Source organism: Rhizobium sp. HT1-10, assembly GCF_049472505.1.
In the GTDB taxonomy this organism is placed as follows: Bacteria; Pseudomonadota; Alphaproteobacteria; order Rhizobiales; family Rhizobiaceae; genus Rhizobium.
In genome coordinates this window covers 919909-934494 of the sequence record NZ_JBCEBQ010000001.1, presented here as the reverse complement: position 1 = coordinate 934494, position 14586 = coordinate 919909, and the positions used below count along the sequence as shown (strand labels likewise).

The following is a 14586-nucleotide window of genomic DNA, read 5'->3' as shown; positions in this document are numbered from 1 at the left end:
CGGCGGCTTTGCCGCCGGTCGAGCGGCCCACCGATGGAAGGCTAACTTCCGCTTCCTTCCTCGTTGGCCACCTTGGGTCCGGGGCTGAAGTCGAGCTGCACCCGTCCATTGCTGCTGTCGGATGCCAGAGCCGCGGCCGATCCCACCTCGCGCTCAGGAACCGCCAGAGCCAGCACCGCGCCGCTGTCGGTGAAGGTCTCGGCCAGAATGCTGAGATGGGAGATCGACGACAGCCGCGCCTTCACAAGAGCCAGGTCGGAAAAGCCGACGATGGCACTGGCGGATACCATCGGCAGCACCTCGATCCGCTCCGCAACTCTGAGACACGCGGAGGCCGTGCCGCCATAGGCCCGTACCAGTCCGCCGGTGCCGAGCAGCACGCCCCCGAACCAGCGAGTCACGACCACGAGCACGCGGTCGAAAGCCTGGCCGTCGATTGCCTGCAGGATCGGCTTGCCGCCCGTGCCGCTCGGCTCACCGTCGTCGCTGAAGCGGTAGACCTGCCCGAGACGCCATGCCCAGCAGTTGTGGGTGGCGGCGACATCGCAGAGCACCGTCAGCTGCGCTCTTGCATCGTCTTCGTCAGCGATGGCGACCGCAACGGCACGGAACCGGCTCTTCTTGATGGACTGCTCGAAGGTGCTTGGCTGGCTGAGGGAAAACATCGATCTGAGGTCTTTGAAGGTGGAATTGCCGCTTCGGTTTAGAGGCTTCCGTGGCCGCTGACCAGTCTCGCTCGGCAAAGAGGTCTGATGCGGATACTCCCCGCAACGTCCGCTTGCAGCCGCGCGGCGATAATCCTTGCCGAGCCGAAAACGGCTTGTCGCACGGGGGTGTTATCCTTTACCTAGTCGGATATTGTTGAAGGATATTGCATGCCGCGCACATTTCAGTCCCTCTGCTTTCTTGCCTCGACCTCGCCCGAGGCACTGGCTGCGCGTGAGGAGCTCATCGCTCTCTATGGTCAGGCGCCCCAGGAGGAGGCCGATGTCATGGTGGCGCTCGGCGGCGATGGTTTCATGCTGCAGATGCTGCACAACACTATGAACTCCGGCAAGCGCGTCTACGGCATGAATCGCGGTTCGGTTGGCTTCCTGATGAACGACTATCGTGTGGGGAACCTGGCCGAACGGATCGATTCGGCGGTGGAAAATGCCTTCCATCCGCTGGAAATGCGCACGGTCAATGCCGACGGGACCACATCGGTGGCGCTGGCCATCAACGAGGTGTCTCTCTTCCGGCAATCCTATCAGGCCGCCAAGCTGCGCGTCGAAATAGACGGCCACGTGCGGCTGGAGGAGCTGATCTGCGATGGCCTCATGGTGACGACGCCGGCCGGCTCCACCGCCTACAATCTTTCCGCCCACGGGCCGATCCTGCCGCTCGAAGCGCCGTTGCTGGCCATCACGCCGGTCAGCGCCTTCCGGCCGCGCCGCTGGCGCGGGGCGCTGCTGCCGAACAAGGTCACCGTCGATATCACCGTGCTCGAGCCGGAGAAGCGCCCCGTCAATGCCGTTGCCGATAACACCGAGGTCAAATCGGTGCTCAGCGTGCGCATCGCCCAGACGCAGGACACCACGGCCCGCATCCTGTCCGATCCCGACCGCTCCTGGTCCGACCGGATCCTCGCCGAGCAGTTTTCCGATTGACCCACAGCGCGCAGGCGGCAGCAAGCCCATGAGAAACGCCCTTCACGCGCCCCTGCTGGCCGCGCTGCTGACGACCGCCGTCGCCATCACCGAATCGCGGGCGGAGGATATCGCATTGCCGGCCGGCATCATCGCCTCGACCTCGACCGGCTACTGGCAGGACGACGCCGCAGCCATGCCGGCCGCCGAACCTGCACCGGGCGAAGCGACCGCCGCCAAGCAGGCGCGGCACGGCTATTACAAGCTCTACGCCGTCCGGCAGGCCGACAGAACCTCAAGGGTCTACCTGCAGCAGATCGTCGCCACCGAAGACGGGCCGAAAGTTCTGTCGACGACCGAGCTCACCGATATCACGGCCTTGAGAGCGATCGTCACCGATATCCGTCCGGAAAATTCCGGCGGCATCATCCGCGAGCCTGGTCTGTTTGCCACCGTCTTCCTGAAGACCGACGCGGATGCCGATGCCGAGGCCTGGAATGTCATGCGTGACGAACTCGGCGAGATCACCGTCGAGAAGGCGCCTTAGCGCCGACATCTCCGCATCGCGAGACAATCGTCATCGCAATGTTAGCCGATTGCCCAACGCCCGTGCCCCCGAAATGAAAACCCCCGCAGCCGGAGCCGCGAGGGTAAGGTGTTCAGCAAGGTCAGCCTGCAGTGGTCAGTCGATATCGTCCACGGCGGCATCGGCGGCACCGCTGATGCGGTGGGCGAGCGCTGCCTCCATGAAGGGGCTGATCTCACCGTCAAGCACGTCGTCCGGTGCCGTGCTGACGACGCCGGTGCGCAGGTCTTTCACCTGCTGGTATGGCTGCAGCACGTAGGAGCGGATCTGGTGGCCCCAGCCGATGTCGGATTTCGACGCCGCTTCGGCATTGGCCGCATCTTCCCGCTTCTTCAGTTCCGCTTCGTACAGACGGGCACGCAGCATTTCCCAGGCGGTTGCCCGGTTCTTGTGCTGTGAGCGCTCCTGCTGACAGGCAACCACGATGCCTGATGGCATATGGGTGATACGAACGGCCGAGTCCGTCGTGTTGACGTGCTGACCGCCGGCGCCGGACGAGCGATAGGTATCGATCCGGCAATCACCTTCGTTGATGTCGATCTGGATCGAATCGTCCACCACCGGATAGACCCAGATGGAAGAAAAGGACGTGTGCCGACGCGCATTGCTGTCATAGGGCGAAATACGCACCAGGCGGTGGACGCCCGACTCGGTCTTCAGCCATCCATAGGCATTGTGGCCCTTGACCAGCAGGGTCGCGGACTTGATGCCGGCTTCTTCGCCGTCATGGACTTCAAGCAACTCGACCTTGAAGCGCTGCTTCTCCGCCCAACGGGTGTACATGCGAAGCAGCATGTTGGCCCAGTCCTGGCTTTCCGTCCCGCCAGCGCCGGAATGCACTTCGAGATAGGTGTCGTTTCCGTCCGCCTCGCCCGATAGCATTGCCTCGACCTGGCGGCGGGCCGCTTCGGTGCGCAGCAGCTTCAGGCTGTCCTCGGCTTCCCTAACGATATCGCTATCGCCCTCTTCCTCGCCGAGCGCGATCATCTCGATGTTGTCGTCGACCTGCCGTTCGAGCAGCTTGACGCCATTGATGCTGTCTTCGAGGTTCTGACGCTCGCGCATCAGCTTCTGTGCCTCGGTGGCATCGTTCCAGAGGTTGGGATCCTCTGCCTTATTGTTCAACCAGTCCAGTCGCCTTACGGCCTGATCCCAGTCAAAGATGCCTCCTCAGCAGGCTTATGGCCTGCTTGATTTCGTCGACAATATTCTCGATTTCGGCGCGCATGGTCTCGCTTCTGGTTCGATTGATGGTGCCCGTCACATAGATAGGCAGGCTGCGGATGTAAAGCCCGCTCTAGGCCGTTGACCTCAGGCTACACGGTGAAAGCGTCCCGAAAGGCATCCAGCGCCGCCTCTGCGTCACCCGAGGCATAGGCTTCCATCGCGACCGGTCCAGCATAGCCCATGGCCTTGAGAGCACGGGCAACGCCTTTCCAGTTGACTTCTCCAGTGCCGGGCTCGAGGCGTCCCGGGACGTCGGCTACCTGGATCTCGCCAATCCATGGCAAGGATCTCCGGCAGAGCTCGATCAGGTTACCTTCGCCGATCTGCGCATGGTAGAGATCGAGGTTGAGCTGCAATCTTGGATGATCGATGCCGGAGACGAGGGCCAGCGTCTCTTCGGCCCGGCCGAAGGGCACGCCGGGATGATCGACGAGCAAATTGAGGTTTTCCAGCGTGAAGGTAACCTGTTCCTCCTCCGCCAGATCGACGATGCGGCAGAGTGTATCGCGCGCCTTCATCCACATCGCCCCGGTCAGCACCTCCGCAGGCCGGATAGGCAGGCCGCCTGGGCCAAGCCCCGTGCCATGCAGGTTGAGGCGCTGGACGTTGAGACGCTTTCCGACCTCAGCCGTTTCGCGCGCGCTTTGCAGCAACAGGTCGGCCCCTTCGTCGTCGGTCAGGCGGCCCTCGAGATAGCCGTTCATGATCGTGAAGGTGGCGCCCGTCGCCTCGAGCTTCTTGAGGTCGTGCGGGGGCCAGTTCCAGAGGCCGACGCCAAAGCCCAACTCCTTCAACCGGCTTGCACGCCATTCGATGGGCTGATCGCGCCAAAGCATTTCGGCGCAGGCGGCGAGTTGGAAAGGCGCTTTCATGGTGATCACCTGTTCTTGGTTCGGGATTGAAGAGCGGCCCTTCACTGGTCGCCGTGCGGCAACCGCCTTGGCAGAGCCATTACTTCCACTCCCAGACACGATCGGAATGGAAGGGGCGCATGTCGATGAGCGTCGGAGTGTCGGCAACCCTCTCGGCATGCGCCACTGCCGCCTCATCGGTACTGAAGCCGAGAAAGATCAGCCGCATCGAGCGGGCTTTCGGCATGCCTGTGCGGCGATAGGTGAAGGCGATCGCGCAGGTGGGGTAGTCGCCTTCGACGGTTGTGCCCTCGGCGCCGTCGGCGCCAGTGAAGTTTCCGCTGAGCGCCAGGAACTGACCCAAGCCAAGGAAAGCGCTCACCGCATCATAGGCGGTCTTCTGGGAGACCTGCTTATTGGCGCCGGTCTTGGCCATCCGGGCGTAGTAGATGCTGTCGGTCTGCCCGAGCTTCCGCCTTGTTTCGTAAACGAACAACAAGCCCTTATGGGCGAGATCGATGTGAAGATCGAAGGATCGGAAGTTCTCAGGCGTGGAGTCGATCTCGTCGAGCAGGACTTTCAGGTCGGTCACGTAGTCCGCGAAGAGTGCAGCGGTCATGGGCTTTGAGGTCTTTCAACTAAGGGGGATGTGCCTCGTCCGGCGGTCGGGCTGTCGACGCTGCTGGACGGTCAGGAGGTTTCGCGCTTGGCGCGGCGCTCGCCGAGCTCCGAATAGAGCGTTCCGCGTCGCGTCGCTTCGAGGAACTGTTCCGGCGTCATGCCTGTCAGGGCTGCGGGCTTCTTCGCCGTGAATACGCCGTGCTTGGTCAGCGCAATCGCCGCGTCGGAGCTTGGGTGCGCCTCCGGCCCGGCGGCCATCAGCGAGACCATCAGGGTAGCCTCGGCTTCCAGCGACTTCACCAGAATGATCCGCCAGTTCTTGGCGTTGCGGGATGCGTCCGCCATGCCGGCGATGGTCGCCTGCTTTTTCGCCGCAGAAATCTTGGCGCGGATGATGTCCGACAGCGCTGCATCCGGGATGCGCGAGACGTCGATGCCGCGCTGGCGCAGCAGAACCTTGAAATAGGAGACGCCCGATGTCTGGAACATAGCGGAACGCTGCGTGCCCTTGCCGCGCTTCAGCCAGACAAGGACAGCGGCGACCAGCATCATCACCACGATTATATAAATACCCGTCATCGTTATCGTCCGTGCAGGTGCTTCGGCCGAAGCAGTTGGTGCTTTTGCAAACCCTAGCCGACTTTGCTTTGTCGGTCGAAAGGTATCTGCATCCAAGGCGTGCTTTGCGCCAAGCAAGCAACGGACGGGCAGTCACCGGACCCAAGATCGGCAGACCCTACCCGGCTCGAGCGGAGAAGAGCCGCAATCCGGCGCCAATTCTTCCTATGCGCAGGAAGCTGATCATGGCGAGGCCACCAAGCGCAGCAACAGCGCTGAGCGATATTGCCGCCCCCACCGATCCCAGCGCCACAGCAAAGGCGAATGGTGCCGTCGCACCGACGATCAGGCGTGCGGACATGATCTTTCCCTGCCGCTGCCCATATCCCGAACTGCCGAAAAGATAGAGTGGCAGCGTTCCTGTGACGATGCTGAATATGCCGTTGCCGAAACCGAACAGGACGGCAAAGAGGATGGCGCCTGCCGTCGAAGGCGCGGTCAGATCGAGCACCACAAGCGAGGCAGCGATCAGGGCTGACGATAGCGCTGCCAGCAGGAGCGGATGAAGCCTGCGCCCAAAAACCATATTGATCACCCGGCTGGCGACCTGCGCCGGTCCGAACATGGTGCCGACGAGGGCGGCCATTGCTCCGAGCCCGACCGACGACATCAGCGGCACCATGTGGACAAGGATGGCGGAACTGACCAGCGACAACAGCGAAAACCCGACCAGCATCAGGAGGAAGGCGCCGCGCTTCTCGTTTTCCGCCAGTGTTCCCACCACATGCGGCGGCGCAGACTTGGCGCTACCCCGACGCGCCTTGCCCGATGCCCAGGCGAGCGCGGCGTGGATCGGCAGGCATGTCGCAAGATTGAGGACGGCAAAAACCAGGTAGACGTCCCGCCAGGAGAGATGAGCATGCAGCGCAGTGGTGATCGGCCAGAAGATGGTCGAGGCAAAACCGGCGATCAGCGTCAGATAGGTAATGCTGCGCTGCGCGACATTGGGATTGATCTGCACAAGAAGCGCGAAGGCGGCCCCGTACTGGACGAAATTGGCGGCGGCCTCGATGAAGACGAGGATGACGGCAAAGGCAATGCGGCTCGGAGCAAGGGCAGCGGCCGCCATGGCCAGTGCCGCCACAAGCGATCCGATCGCCATGATCCTGCCCGCCCCGAATCGGTCGATCCATTTGCCAAGCCAGGGCGACAGGAGGCCGCCGATCAGCAATGCGACCGACAGCGCGCCGAACATCCATTCGACGGAAACGCCGAAATCCCGCGCCATGTCGGGCGCGAGAATGCCGTAGGAATAATAGAGCGTGCCGTAGCCGACAATCTGTGTCACGCCGAGACCGATGACGGCCGGAAATGGGAAGGCGTCGTGTCTCATATGGATTTCAGGTTTACCCGCGATTCGAGCTTCTCGGCTTCTTCCTTACGCTCACTATAGCGGTTCGTCAGGTAGGCCGAGGCATCGCGGGTAAGCAGCGTGAATTTCACCAGTTCCTCGCAGACATCGACGACGCGATGGTAGAGCGGCGACGGCTTCATGCGCCCGGCAGCATCGAACTGCTCGAACGCCTTGGGGACGGACGACTGGTTGGGGATGGTGATCATCCGCATCCAACGCCCGAGGATGCGCATCTGGTTCACCGCGTTGAAGCTCTGACTGCCTCCGGAAACTTCCATGACCGCCAGCGTCTTGCCCTGCGTCGGGCGGATCGAACCGATCGAGAGCGGGAGCCAATCGATCTGCGCCTTCAGGATGCCGGTCATCGCACCGTGGCGCTCCGGGCTGACCCAGACCTGCCCTTCCGACCATTGCGAGAGCTCACGGAGTTCCGCGACCTTCGGATGATCGGCCGGCGCCTCGTCCGGCAAGGGCAGTCCGCGGGGATCGAAGATGCGGACTTCGCAGCCGAAATGCTCGAGCAGCCGGCGGGCCTCGTGGGAAAGGAGGCGACTGTAGGAGACCTCTCGAAGTGAACCATAGAGAATGAGGATGCGGGGCCTGTGCAGCGAGACGACAGGTCGTAGCGCCTCGAGATCGGGCATTCTCATGTGATGAAGATCAGCGGCGGGGAAATCAGACAAGGCGCTTGCCCTTCTCATCAAGTACCGCCTGCCCGTCCTCCTTGGTAAAGGCGCCGGCGTGGGTGTCGGGCAGGATATCCAGCACCGCCTCCGAGGGACGGCAAAGCCGCGTGCCGAGCGGCGACACGACAAAGGGACGATTGATCAGAACAGGGGTCGCCAGCATGGCGTCGAGGAGCTGGTCATCCGTCAGCGATGGGTCGCCGAGACCGAGCGCCTCATAGGGCGTGCCTTTTTGCCTGAGAGCTTCGCGTGGCGAGAGACCTGCGGCGGCCAGCAGCGCAACGAGCTCTGCCCGCGACGGAGGTGTCTTCAGGTACTCTATCACGGTTGGTTCTATGCCCGCATTTTGTATGAGGGCCAGCGTATTGCGTGAGGTTCCGCATGCAGGATTGTGGTAGATGGTGACATCCATGGTCATGCCTCCTTTTCACGGATGTTGCGGGAAACCGAGGCGCTGCGTTCATACCAGGGCTTCGAACGGTTGACGATCCAGACGACGGACAACATGACGGGCACCTCGATCAGCACACCGACGACGGTGGCCAAGGCCGCGCCCGACTGGAAACCGAACAAGCTTATGGCGGATGCAACCGCGAGCTCGAAGAAGTTGCTGGCGCCGATCAGTGCAGAGGGTCCGGCAACGCAGTGTTGCTCCCCCCACATGCGGTTCAGGATATAAGCCAAGCCTGAATTGAGATAGACCTGTATCAGGATCGGTACGGCCAACAGGACGATGATCGTTGGCTGGGTGATGATCTGCTCCCCCTGAAAACCGAAGAGCAATACCAGCGTCGCCAGGAGAGCGACCAGCGACAGCGGCTGGAGCGTCGCCAACAGTTTTTCGAGACGCGCCGTACTGCCACCGGAAACAAGACTGCGACGCAAGAGTTGGGCGATCGCCACCGGGATCAAGATGTAGAGCGCAACCGACGTCATCAGCGTGCCCCAAGGTACGGTGATCGCCGACAGCCCCAGAAGCAGGCCGACGATGGGTGCGAAAGCGACGACCATGATAGCGTCGTTGAGGGCCACCTGCGACAGCGTGAAGTGAGGTTCGCCCCTGGTGAGATTCGACCAGACGAAGACCATAGCCGTACAGGGGGCTGCGGCGAGAATGATGAGACCCGCAATGTAGGAGTCGATCTGGTCGGCAGGCAGCAGCGGACGAAAGAGCCAACCGATAAAAAGCCAGCCCAGCAATGCCATCGAAAATGGCTTTACTGCCCAGTTGATGAAGAGGGTAACCCCTATGCCGCGCCAGTATCTGCCAACCCGGGTGAGTGCGCCGAAGTCGATTTTCAGGAGCATCGGGATAATCATCAGCCAGATTAGCAGGGCGACGGGAATATTCACCCCGGCAACCTCAGCCAGGCCGATGGCACGGAAGAGCCCGGAAAACAGATGACCGAGCGCAATGCCCGCGACGATGCACAGGAAGACCCAAACGGTGAGATAGCGTTCGAACAGCGACATGATCAATCAACCTGTGGGCGACGGCGGGATGAAGCGGAATTCAGCCAACACAGTCGCCACGCATTGGTCAGGGGCATGCAAAGTTTTCTCATGGTCAACACTCGTCGCTGCATCGCGGGATCAATCTCGACATCAGCGGCGCGCAGAGGGCAGCATCGCCGCCGCAGCAGTCCCTGATCATGAACAGGGTGAGCTGCTCGAAACCTTCCAAATCGGCCCGGTAGATGATCGAGCGGCTTCGTCGCTCGCTCTTGACCAGCCCTGCCCTCGACAAGGTCGCCAGATGCGCCGACATGGTGTTTTGCGGGACGTCCAGCATCCGCGCCAGCTCACCGGCGGGCACGCCCTGCGGCTCGCTCTTCACCAGCAGCCGGAACGTCTCCAGACGGGTCGACTGGGCGAGCGCCGAGAAAGCGATGATGGCGTTACTTGATTCCATATATCCAGAGTAATGGATATATTGAGGCTGTCAAGCCCACTCCCTGACGATCGTCAAAGTGAGCGGCATGGGTTGAGATCGCAGCCAGCATTGCGTATCTGGAACCATCAACCGCAATTTTTCCGCGAACATGAGGCACATATCGGCATGTCCCCTGAATTTCTCGTCACCCATTCCGGTGGCTTCCATGCCGACGAACTGCTGTCGAGCGTCATTCTAACGCGGCTCTTTCCGAATGCGCGGATCGTCCGCAGCCGCGCGCTGGAATGGATCACCGCCGGCGCGGACCGCATCATCTACGACGTCGGCGGCAGTTACGACGCCGCGGCGCAAATCTTCGATCACCATCAGCGCGGTGCGCCGCTCAGGGACGACGGCCAGCCCTTCAGTTCGTTCGGCCTGATCTGGAAGCACTACGGCCTGGATTATCTCGCTGCACTCGACATTCCTTATGTCGATGTCGCGGCCATCCATGCCTCCTTCGACGGCAGCTTCGTGCTGCCGATAGACCTGATGGACAACGGCGCGCTGAGCCCGACCGGGCCGCTGGCCGGGCTGACTTTGCCGGCTCTGCTCGAAACACTGAAACCGGCCTTCGACGAGACCGACCCAGAGGCCGACGACCGTAGCTTCCACGCGGCGCTGGCTATCGCGCGCAGCTTCGTCGAGGCGCGGATTGCCCGCAGCGCTGCCAAGCTTCGCGCTGAATCGCTTGTCCACCAGGCGATCGTTGCAGCCGGAGACAGTCGTATCCTGGAACTGCCGATGGGAATGCCCTTCCGTCCGGCGATCCTCAAGGCCAAGGCCGAGCGGCTTCTGTTCGTCGTTCACCCACGCGACAAGGACTGGTGCCTGACCGGCATCCGGCGCTTTGACGAAGGCTTTGAGCTAAGGGCCGACCTGCCGGCTGCTTGGGCCGGACTCACCAACGGCGATCTGGAGGCCGCTTCCGGCGTCAGCGGCGCGAGCTTCTGCCATAACGGCCGCTTCATTGCCGCTGCCCGGACGCGCGAAGCAGCACTGGCGCTTGCCGAGATCGCCGTCGAAGAAGCGCTTGCCATCGGCCTGAAGTCCGACGCGAATGTCGCCGAGGCATGATGCAGCCGCGGATCGCGGGCTGCCGACTGCAGCAAACGCTGGAAATCTGCCTTGAAAAGCCTACCTATACCGGGTGAGGCTCGATCCGCCTGAGGCGCGCGGCCGTTCAATGATTTGGAGTTCGAGAGTGGCTGTTGCCTTCACCAAGGAAGAGAGTTTCGAAACCGCATCGGAAACCTTGCTGCCCGATCGGCCGATATCGCCTCATCCGAATCTCGTGACGGAAGCCGGCCTGCAGGCTCTGGAACAACAGCTGAAAGAGGCCCGCGCGGCCTATGAGGCGGCCAGCACGATCGACGATGTCAACGAGCGGCGGCGCCATACGGCAAATCCCCTGCGCGACGCCCGCTACCTGACGGCGCGGCTTCGCAGCGCCCAGCTGATGCCAGCAACGCACAACAACGAGACGGTCGGCTTCGGCAACACCGTCACCTTCCGCCGTGATGACGGTCGGGTGCAGACCTACCGGATCGTCGGCGAGGATGAGGCCGACCCAAAGTCCGGGTCGATGTCGTTCGTCTCGCCGGTGGCAAGCCTGCTCATGGGCAAGGCTGTTGGCGATGCCGTTGCTATCGGCGATGCCGAGCTCGAGATCATCTCTATCGCCTGACGGGCGTCCTCAGGCGACCGCACCTGCGCAGCGCTGCCAGCCCGTCACAAATTTATCGCAACTCTCTGTCTTGGCAGCGTTTCCGCGCGCCGCTACACTTGGTGATGGCCAAATTTTTTCCGACGCTTGAACCGCATCACCATCGCTTCATTGCAGCCCAGCATATGTTCTTTACCGCCTCGGCCGCGCCGACCGGACACGTCAACATGTCGCCGCGCAGCACCGACCTGTTCCGCATCCTCGGCGACAATGCCGCGATGTATCTCGACCGCAGCGGCAGCGGCAATGAGACCGCCGCTCATCTGAGGATCAACGACCGCCTGACCATCATGTTCTGTGCCGTGACCGGCCCGCCTTTGATCATGCGGCTTTACGGCAAGGGTCGCGTTATCCACCGCGACAGCGACGAATTCGCCGCAATGCTCCAGGACCAGTTCGAGGGCAACGCACCGCTCGGTGCACGGCAGATGGTGCGGCTCGATTTCGATCTTGTGCAAACATCCTGCGGCTATGGCGTGCCGCTGTTCGATTATCAGGAAGAGCGCACCCAGATGGATGCCTGGGCAAAGGCCAAGGGCGTCGACGGGATCGAAGACTACTGGCGTGAAAAGAACCAGGTCAGTCTCGATGGCTTTCCGACGGGACTGTTTGAGGCGCCTAAGGCGTGAAATCGCTTGCCGTAGAAGCGCAGAACATTTTTCTTGCTAGGTGGGACGCCCCTGAGTTTCGATGAAAAGCCTGGGGTGGCATCGGAAACGATGCTTGGGACGGCGTCTGGAATCCTCGCCATACCGTCGTTCCGCCAAACCGGGGGCGCAACGAGCCTTCGATCAAAAAAGGCCCGGTCATTCCACGATCAATAAAGACCGCCGCTTCCGGAGGTGACAGCCTGGTTGGCTTGCGGGGAAGTCTTCAGAATTTCCTCTGGTGCCAGCTGTACCTCGCCGCCGGAATTGCCCGCGCCAATAACTGTATAGGTCGTGGCGGGGCCCGTACCGGGCTTGAAGGACTCGACGATGGCGTTCGGATCGCCGGGCTGGGCCGCCATGCCTGTCTGGCGATCGACCGAGGCCATTGTCATGCCGGCCGGGACGACGAATTTCTCAGGTGGCTCGTCCTTGGTGGCAGCCTGCATGAACTCGTTGAAGATCGGCGCTGCCAGCGACGCGCCCTGTACGCCGCGACCGAGATCCATCGGTGTATCGTATCCGACGTAGAGACCGGCGACGAGATTCGGCGTGTAACCCACGAACCAGGCGTCCTTCTGGTCGTTCGTCGTTCCGGTTTTGCCGGCAACTTCCGTGTTGAGCTTGATCTTGCCTGCAGCAGTACCGCGAATGATAACGCCCTGCAGCATCGAGGTCACCTGATAGGCGGTCATCGGATCGAGAACCTGCTCACGGTTGTCGACGATCGTCGGCTCCTGCTGATTCTGCCAATCGGGGGCATTGCATCCGTCGCAGACCCGCTCCTCATGCTTGAAAATGGTCTTGCCGTAGCGGTCCTGGATACGGTCGATCAGGGTCGGCTTGATCTGCTTGCCACCATTGGCGATGACCGAATAGGCCGACACCATGCGTAGCACAGTCGTTTCGCCCGCACCGAGCGACATGGCCAGCACAGGCGCCATCTTGTCGTAAATGCCGAAGCGTTCGGCATATTCGGCAACGAGGTTCATGCCCATGTCGTTCGCCAGCCGCACGGTCATCAGGTTGCGAGAATGCTCGATGCCGAAGCGCAGCGTATGCGCGCCGCCGCCCTCACCTTCATAGTTCTCCGGACGCCAGACGGTGCCGTTCGACAGCTGGATCTCGATCGGATCGTCAAGCGCCACAGAAGCCGGGGTGTAGCCGTTATCCATCGCCGCCGCATAGACGAACGGCTTGAACGACGAGCCGGGCTGACGCATGGCCTGCGTGGCGCGGTTGAACTGCGACTGACCGTAGGAGAAGCCGCCGACCATCGCCAGAACACGGCCGGTATGGGGATCCATGGCAACCAGGCCGCCCTGGACCTTCGGTGGCTGGCGCAGCCGGTAGCCGGTGGAATTGGCCAGCTTCTCGACATAGACGACGTCGCCAGGCGACAACACGCCAGAGGGAGATTTGACCGTCTTGCCGTTCGGGCCAGCGGCGCGGAACGCCCAACGCATGTCGGCAGCCGCAATCGTCGCGCGCTTGCGCTCGATCGACAGCTTGCCGGCCGGATCGACGTCCGGCTGCAGACCGACATCGACGCCCTCGTTCGAGACCGCCAGCACGACGGCGACCTTCCATTCCGGAACGTCGGACAGCGGCGGAATTTTCGACAATTCCATGCCCCAATCGGTGGCCGTGGAAATCTGTTTGATCGGGCCATGATAGCCACGGCGCTCGTCATAATCGATGAGCCCGTCCTGCAGAGCCTTGCGGGCTTCGATCTGCAACTGCGGATCGAGCGAGGTGCGCACCGACAGGCCACCTTCGTACAGCTGCTTGTCGCCATACTTGTCGATGATCTGGCGGCGGACCTCTTCAGAGAAGAACTCGGTAGCCACCACGGAGGCGCCGGACCGGCGCGAGACAACGCCAAGCGGCTGCTTCTTGGCGTCTTCGCCGTCGGCCTGGCTGACATAGCCATTCTCGACCATACGGTCGATCACCCAGTTGCGGCGCGCGATAGCGGCATCGGCATGGCGGAAGGGATTATAGTTGGCGGGACCTTTCGGCAGCGACGCCATATAGGCGGTCTCGGCGATGGTCAGATCCGTGACCGGCTTGTCGAAATAGGTCAGCGCCGCAGACGCGATGCCATAGGCGTTGAGGCCGAAATAGATCTCGTTGAGATAGAGCTCGAGGATCTTGTCCTTCGAGTAGGCCTGCTCGATGCGGAAGGAGAGGATAGCCTCCTTCAGCTTTCGGTCGAAGGTCTGGTCGGAGGACAGGAGAAAGTTCTTGGCGACCTGCTGGGTGATGGTCGAAGCGCCGACCGGCCGGCGCCCGGAGCCGAAATTCTGCAGGTTGACGAGGACGGCGCGGCCGAGACCGGTCACGTCGACGCCCGCGTGATTGTAGAAATTCTTGTCTTCGGCCGAGAGGAACGCAGCCTTGACACGGTCGGGAATGGCCTGGATCGGCAGGAACAAGCGGCGCTCGCGGGCATATTCTGCCATCAACGCGCCGTTGCCGGCATGGATGCGCGTGGTCACCGGCGGCGCGTAATTGGCCAGGACTTCATAGTTCGGCAGGTCTTTGGAGACGATACTTAGATATACCGCCGCTGCCGCTGCCGCCCCGACGAAGAGGATGCAGGCCATGCCAAAGAAATATCCAATCAGTCTGACCATGTCATCGCTACCAGTGTCTCTGTAAAAATTCGGCGCGCATGCAAGATGTCCGCATACCCGGGCGTTTTGC

Annotated in this window: 16 protein-coding genes; 5 read left to right on the top strand and 11 right to left on the bottom strand. The window is 61.9% G+C overall.

All coding sequences use genetic code 11. The features are described 5' to 3' along the window. Positions 1-41: 41 nt before the first annotated feature. Positions 42-665: an IMPACT family protein gene (locus VH564_RS04685; RefSeq protein WP_423338622.1), complete on the bottom strand. Its 624-nt coding sequence runs from the start codon at positions 663-665 to the stop codon at positions 42-44. 210 nt (positions 666-875) lie between these two features. Here VH564_RS04685 and VH564_RS04680 point away from each other — a divergent pair, with 210 nt between their 5' ends. Continuing rightward, complete coding sequence (locus VH564_RS04680; RefSeq protein ID WP_423338621.1) at positions 876-1649, top strand: NAD kinase; 774 nt, start codon at positions 876-878, stop codon at positions 1647-1649. Positions 1650-1677: 28 nt separating this feature from the next. Continuing rightward, positions 1678-2175 (top strand): hypothetical protein, encoded by a 498-nt coding sequence (locus tag VH564_RS04675; protein WP_423338620.1) that lies wholly within the window; start codon positions 1678-1680, stop codon positions 2173-2175. A gap of 135 nt (positions 2176-2310) precedes the next feature. Here VH564_RS04675 and prfB read toward each other — a convergent pair. From prfB to VH564_RS04630, 9 genes are all read right to left on the bottom strand, one after another. Next, positions 2311-3442, bottom strand: a protein-coding gene (gene prfB, locus VH564_RS04670; RefSeq protein WP_423338619.1) for a peptide chain release factor 2 whose coding sequence is annotated in 2 segments (ribosomal slippage) — positions 2311-3372 and positions 3374-3442 — 1131 coding nt in all. Because the reading frame shifts where the segments join, the coding sequence is not laid out codon by codon here. A gap of 88 nt (positions 3443-3530) precedes the next feature. Next, positions 3531-4313 (bottom strand): TIM barrel protein, encoded by a 783-nt coding sequence (locus tag VH564_RS04665; protein ID WP_423338618.1) that lies wholly within the window; start codon positions 4311-4313, stop codon positions 3531-3533. Positions 4314-4392: 79 nt separating this feature from the next. Beyond that, positions 4393-4911, bottom strand: coding sequence for a hypothetical protein (locus VH564_RS04660; protein WP_423338617.1), 519 nt, complete (start codon positions 4909-4911; stop codon positions 4393-4395). Between the two features lie 71 nt (positions 4912-4982). Next, on the bottom strand, positions 4983-5492 hold the full coding sequence (locus VH564_RS04655) for a hypothetical protein (protein ID WP_423338616.1): 510 nt from the start codon (positions 5490-5492) through the stop codon (positions 4983-4985). A 157-nt stretch (positions 5493-5649) separates the two neighbouring features. After that, complete coding sequence (gene arsK, locus VH564_RS04650; protein WP_423338615.1) at positions 5650-6864, bottom strand: arsenite efflux MFS transporter ArsK; 1215 nt, start codon at positions 6862-6864, stop codon at positions 5650-5652. Continuing rightward, positions 6861-7586 (bottom strand): arsenical resistance protein ArsH, encoded by a 726-nt coding sequence (arsH, locus tag VH564_RS04645; protein ID WP_423338614.1) that lies wholly within the window; start codon positions 7584-7586, stop codon positions 6861-6863. Before arsH ends, arsK begins: the two co-directional genes overlap by 4 nt. Beyond that, positions 7561-7983 (bottom strand): arsenate reductase (glutaredoxin), encoded by a 423-nt coding sequence (arsC, locus tag VH564_RS04640; protein ID WP_423338613.1) that lies wholly within the window; start codon positions 7981-7983, stop codon positions 7561-7563. Before arsC ends, arsH begins: the two co-directional genes overlap by 26 nt. A 2-nt stretch (positions 7984-7985) precedes the next feature. Then, complete coding sequence (gene arsB, locus VH564_RS04635) at positions 7986-9044, bottom strand: ACR3 family arsenite efflux transporter (RefSeq protein ID WP_423338612.1); 1059 nt, start codon at positions 9042-9044, stop codon at positions 7986-7988. A 94-nt stretch (positions 9045-9138) separates the two neighbouring features. Next, positions 9139-9483: an ArsR/SmtB family transcription factor gene (locus tag VH564_RS04630; protein WP_423338611.1), complete on the bottom strand. Its 345-nt coding sequence runs from the start codon at positions 9481-9483 to the stop codon at positions 9139-9141. 147 nt (positions 9484-9630) lie between these two features. Between VH564_RS04630 and VH564_RS04625 the strand changes: the two genes are divergently transcribed. The 3 genes from VH564_RS04625 to VH564_RS04615 all read left to right on the top strand — a co-directional run bounded on the left by VH564_RS04625 (position 9631) and on the right by VH564_RS04615 (position 11859). After that, on the top strand, positions 9631-10581 hold the full coding sequence (locus tag VH564_RS04625; RefSeq protein WP_423338610.1) for an MYG1 family protein: 951 nt from the start codon (positions 9631-9633) through the stop codon (positions 10579-10581). Positions 10582-10708: 127 nt separating this feature from the next. Then, positions 10709-11191 carry a transcription elongation factor GreA gene (gene greA / locus VH564_RS04620; protein ID WP_423338609.1) on the top strand — a complete coding sequence of 161 codons (483 nt, stop codon included), beginning with the start codon at positions 10709-10711 and terminating at the stop codon, positions 11189-11191. Positions 11192-11295: 104 nt separating this feature from the next. After that, positions 11296-11859 carry a pyridoxamine 5'-phosphate oxidase family protein gene (locus VH564_RS04615; protein WP_423338608.1) on the top strand — a complete coding sequence of 188 codons (564 nt, stop codon included), beginning with the start codon at positions 11296-11298 and terminating at the stop codon, positions 11857-11859. A 188-nt stretch (positions 11860-12047) separates the two neighbouring features. Here VH564_RS04615 and VH564_RS04610 read toward each other — a convergent pair whose 3' ends face one another. Continuing rightward, positions 12048-14516 (bottom strand): penicillin-binding protein 1A, encoded by a 2469-nt coding sequence (locus tag VH564_RS04610; RefSeq protein ID WP_423338607.1) that lies wholly within the window; start codon positions 14514-14516, stop codon positions 12048-12050. Positions 14517-14586 lie beyond the last annotated feature (70 nt).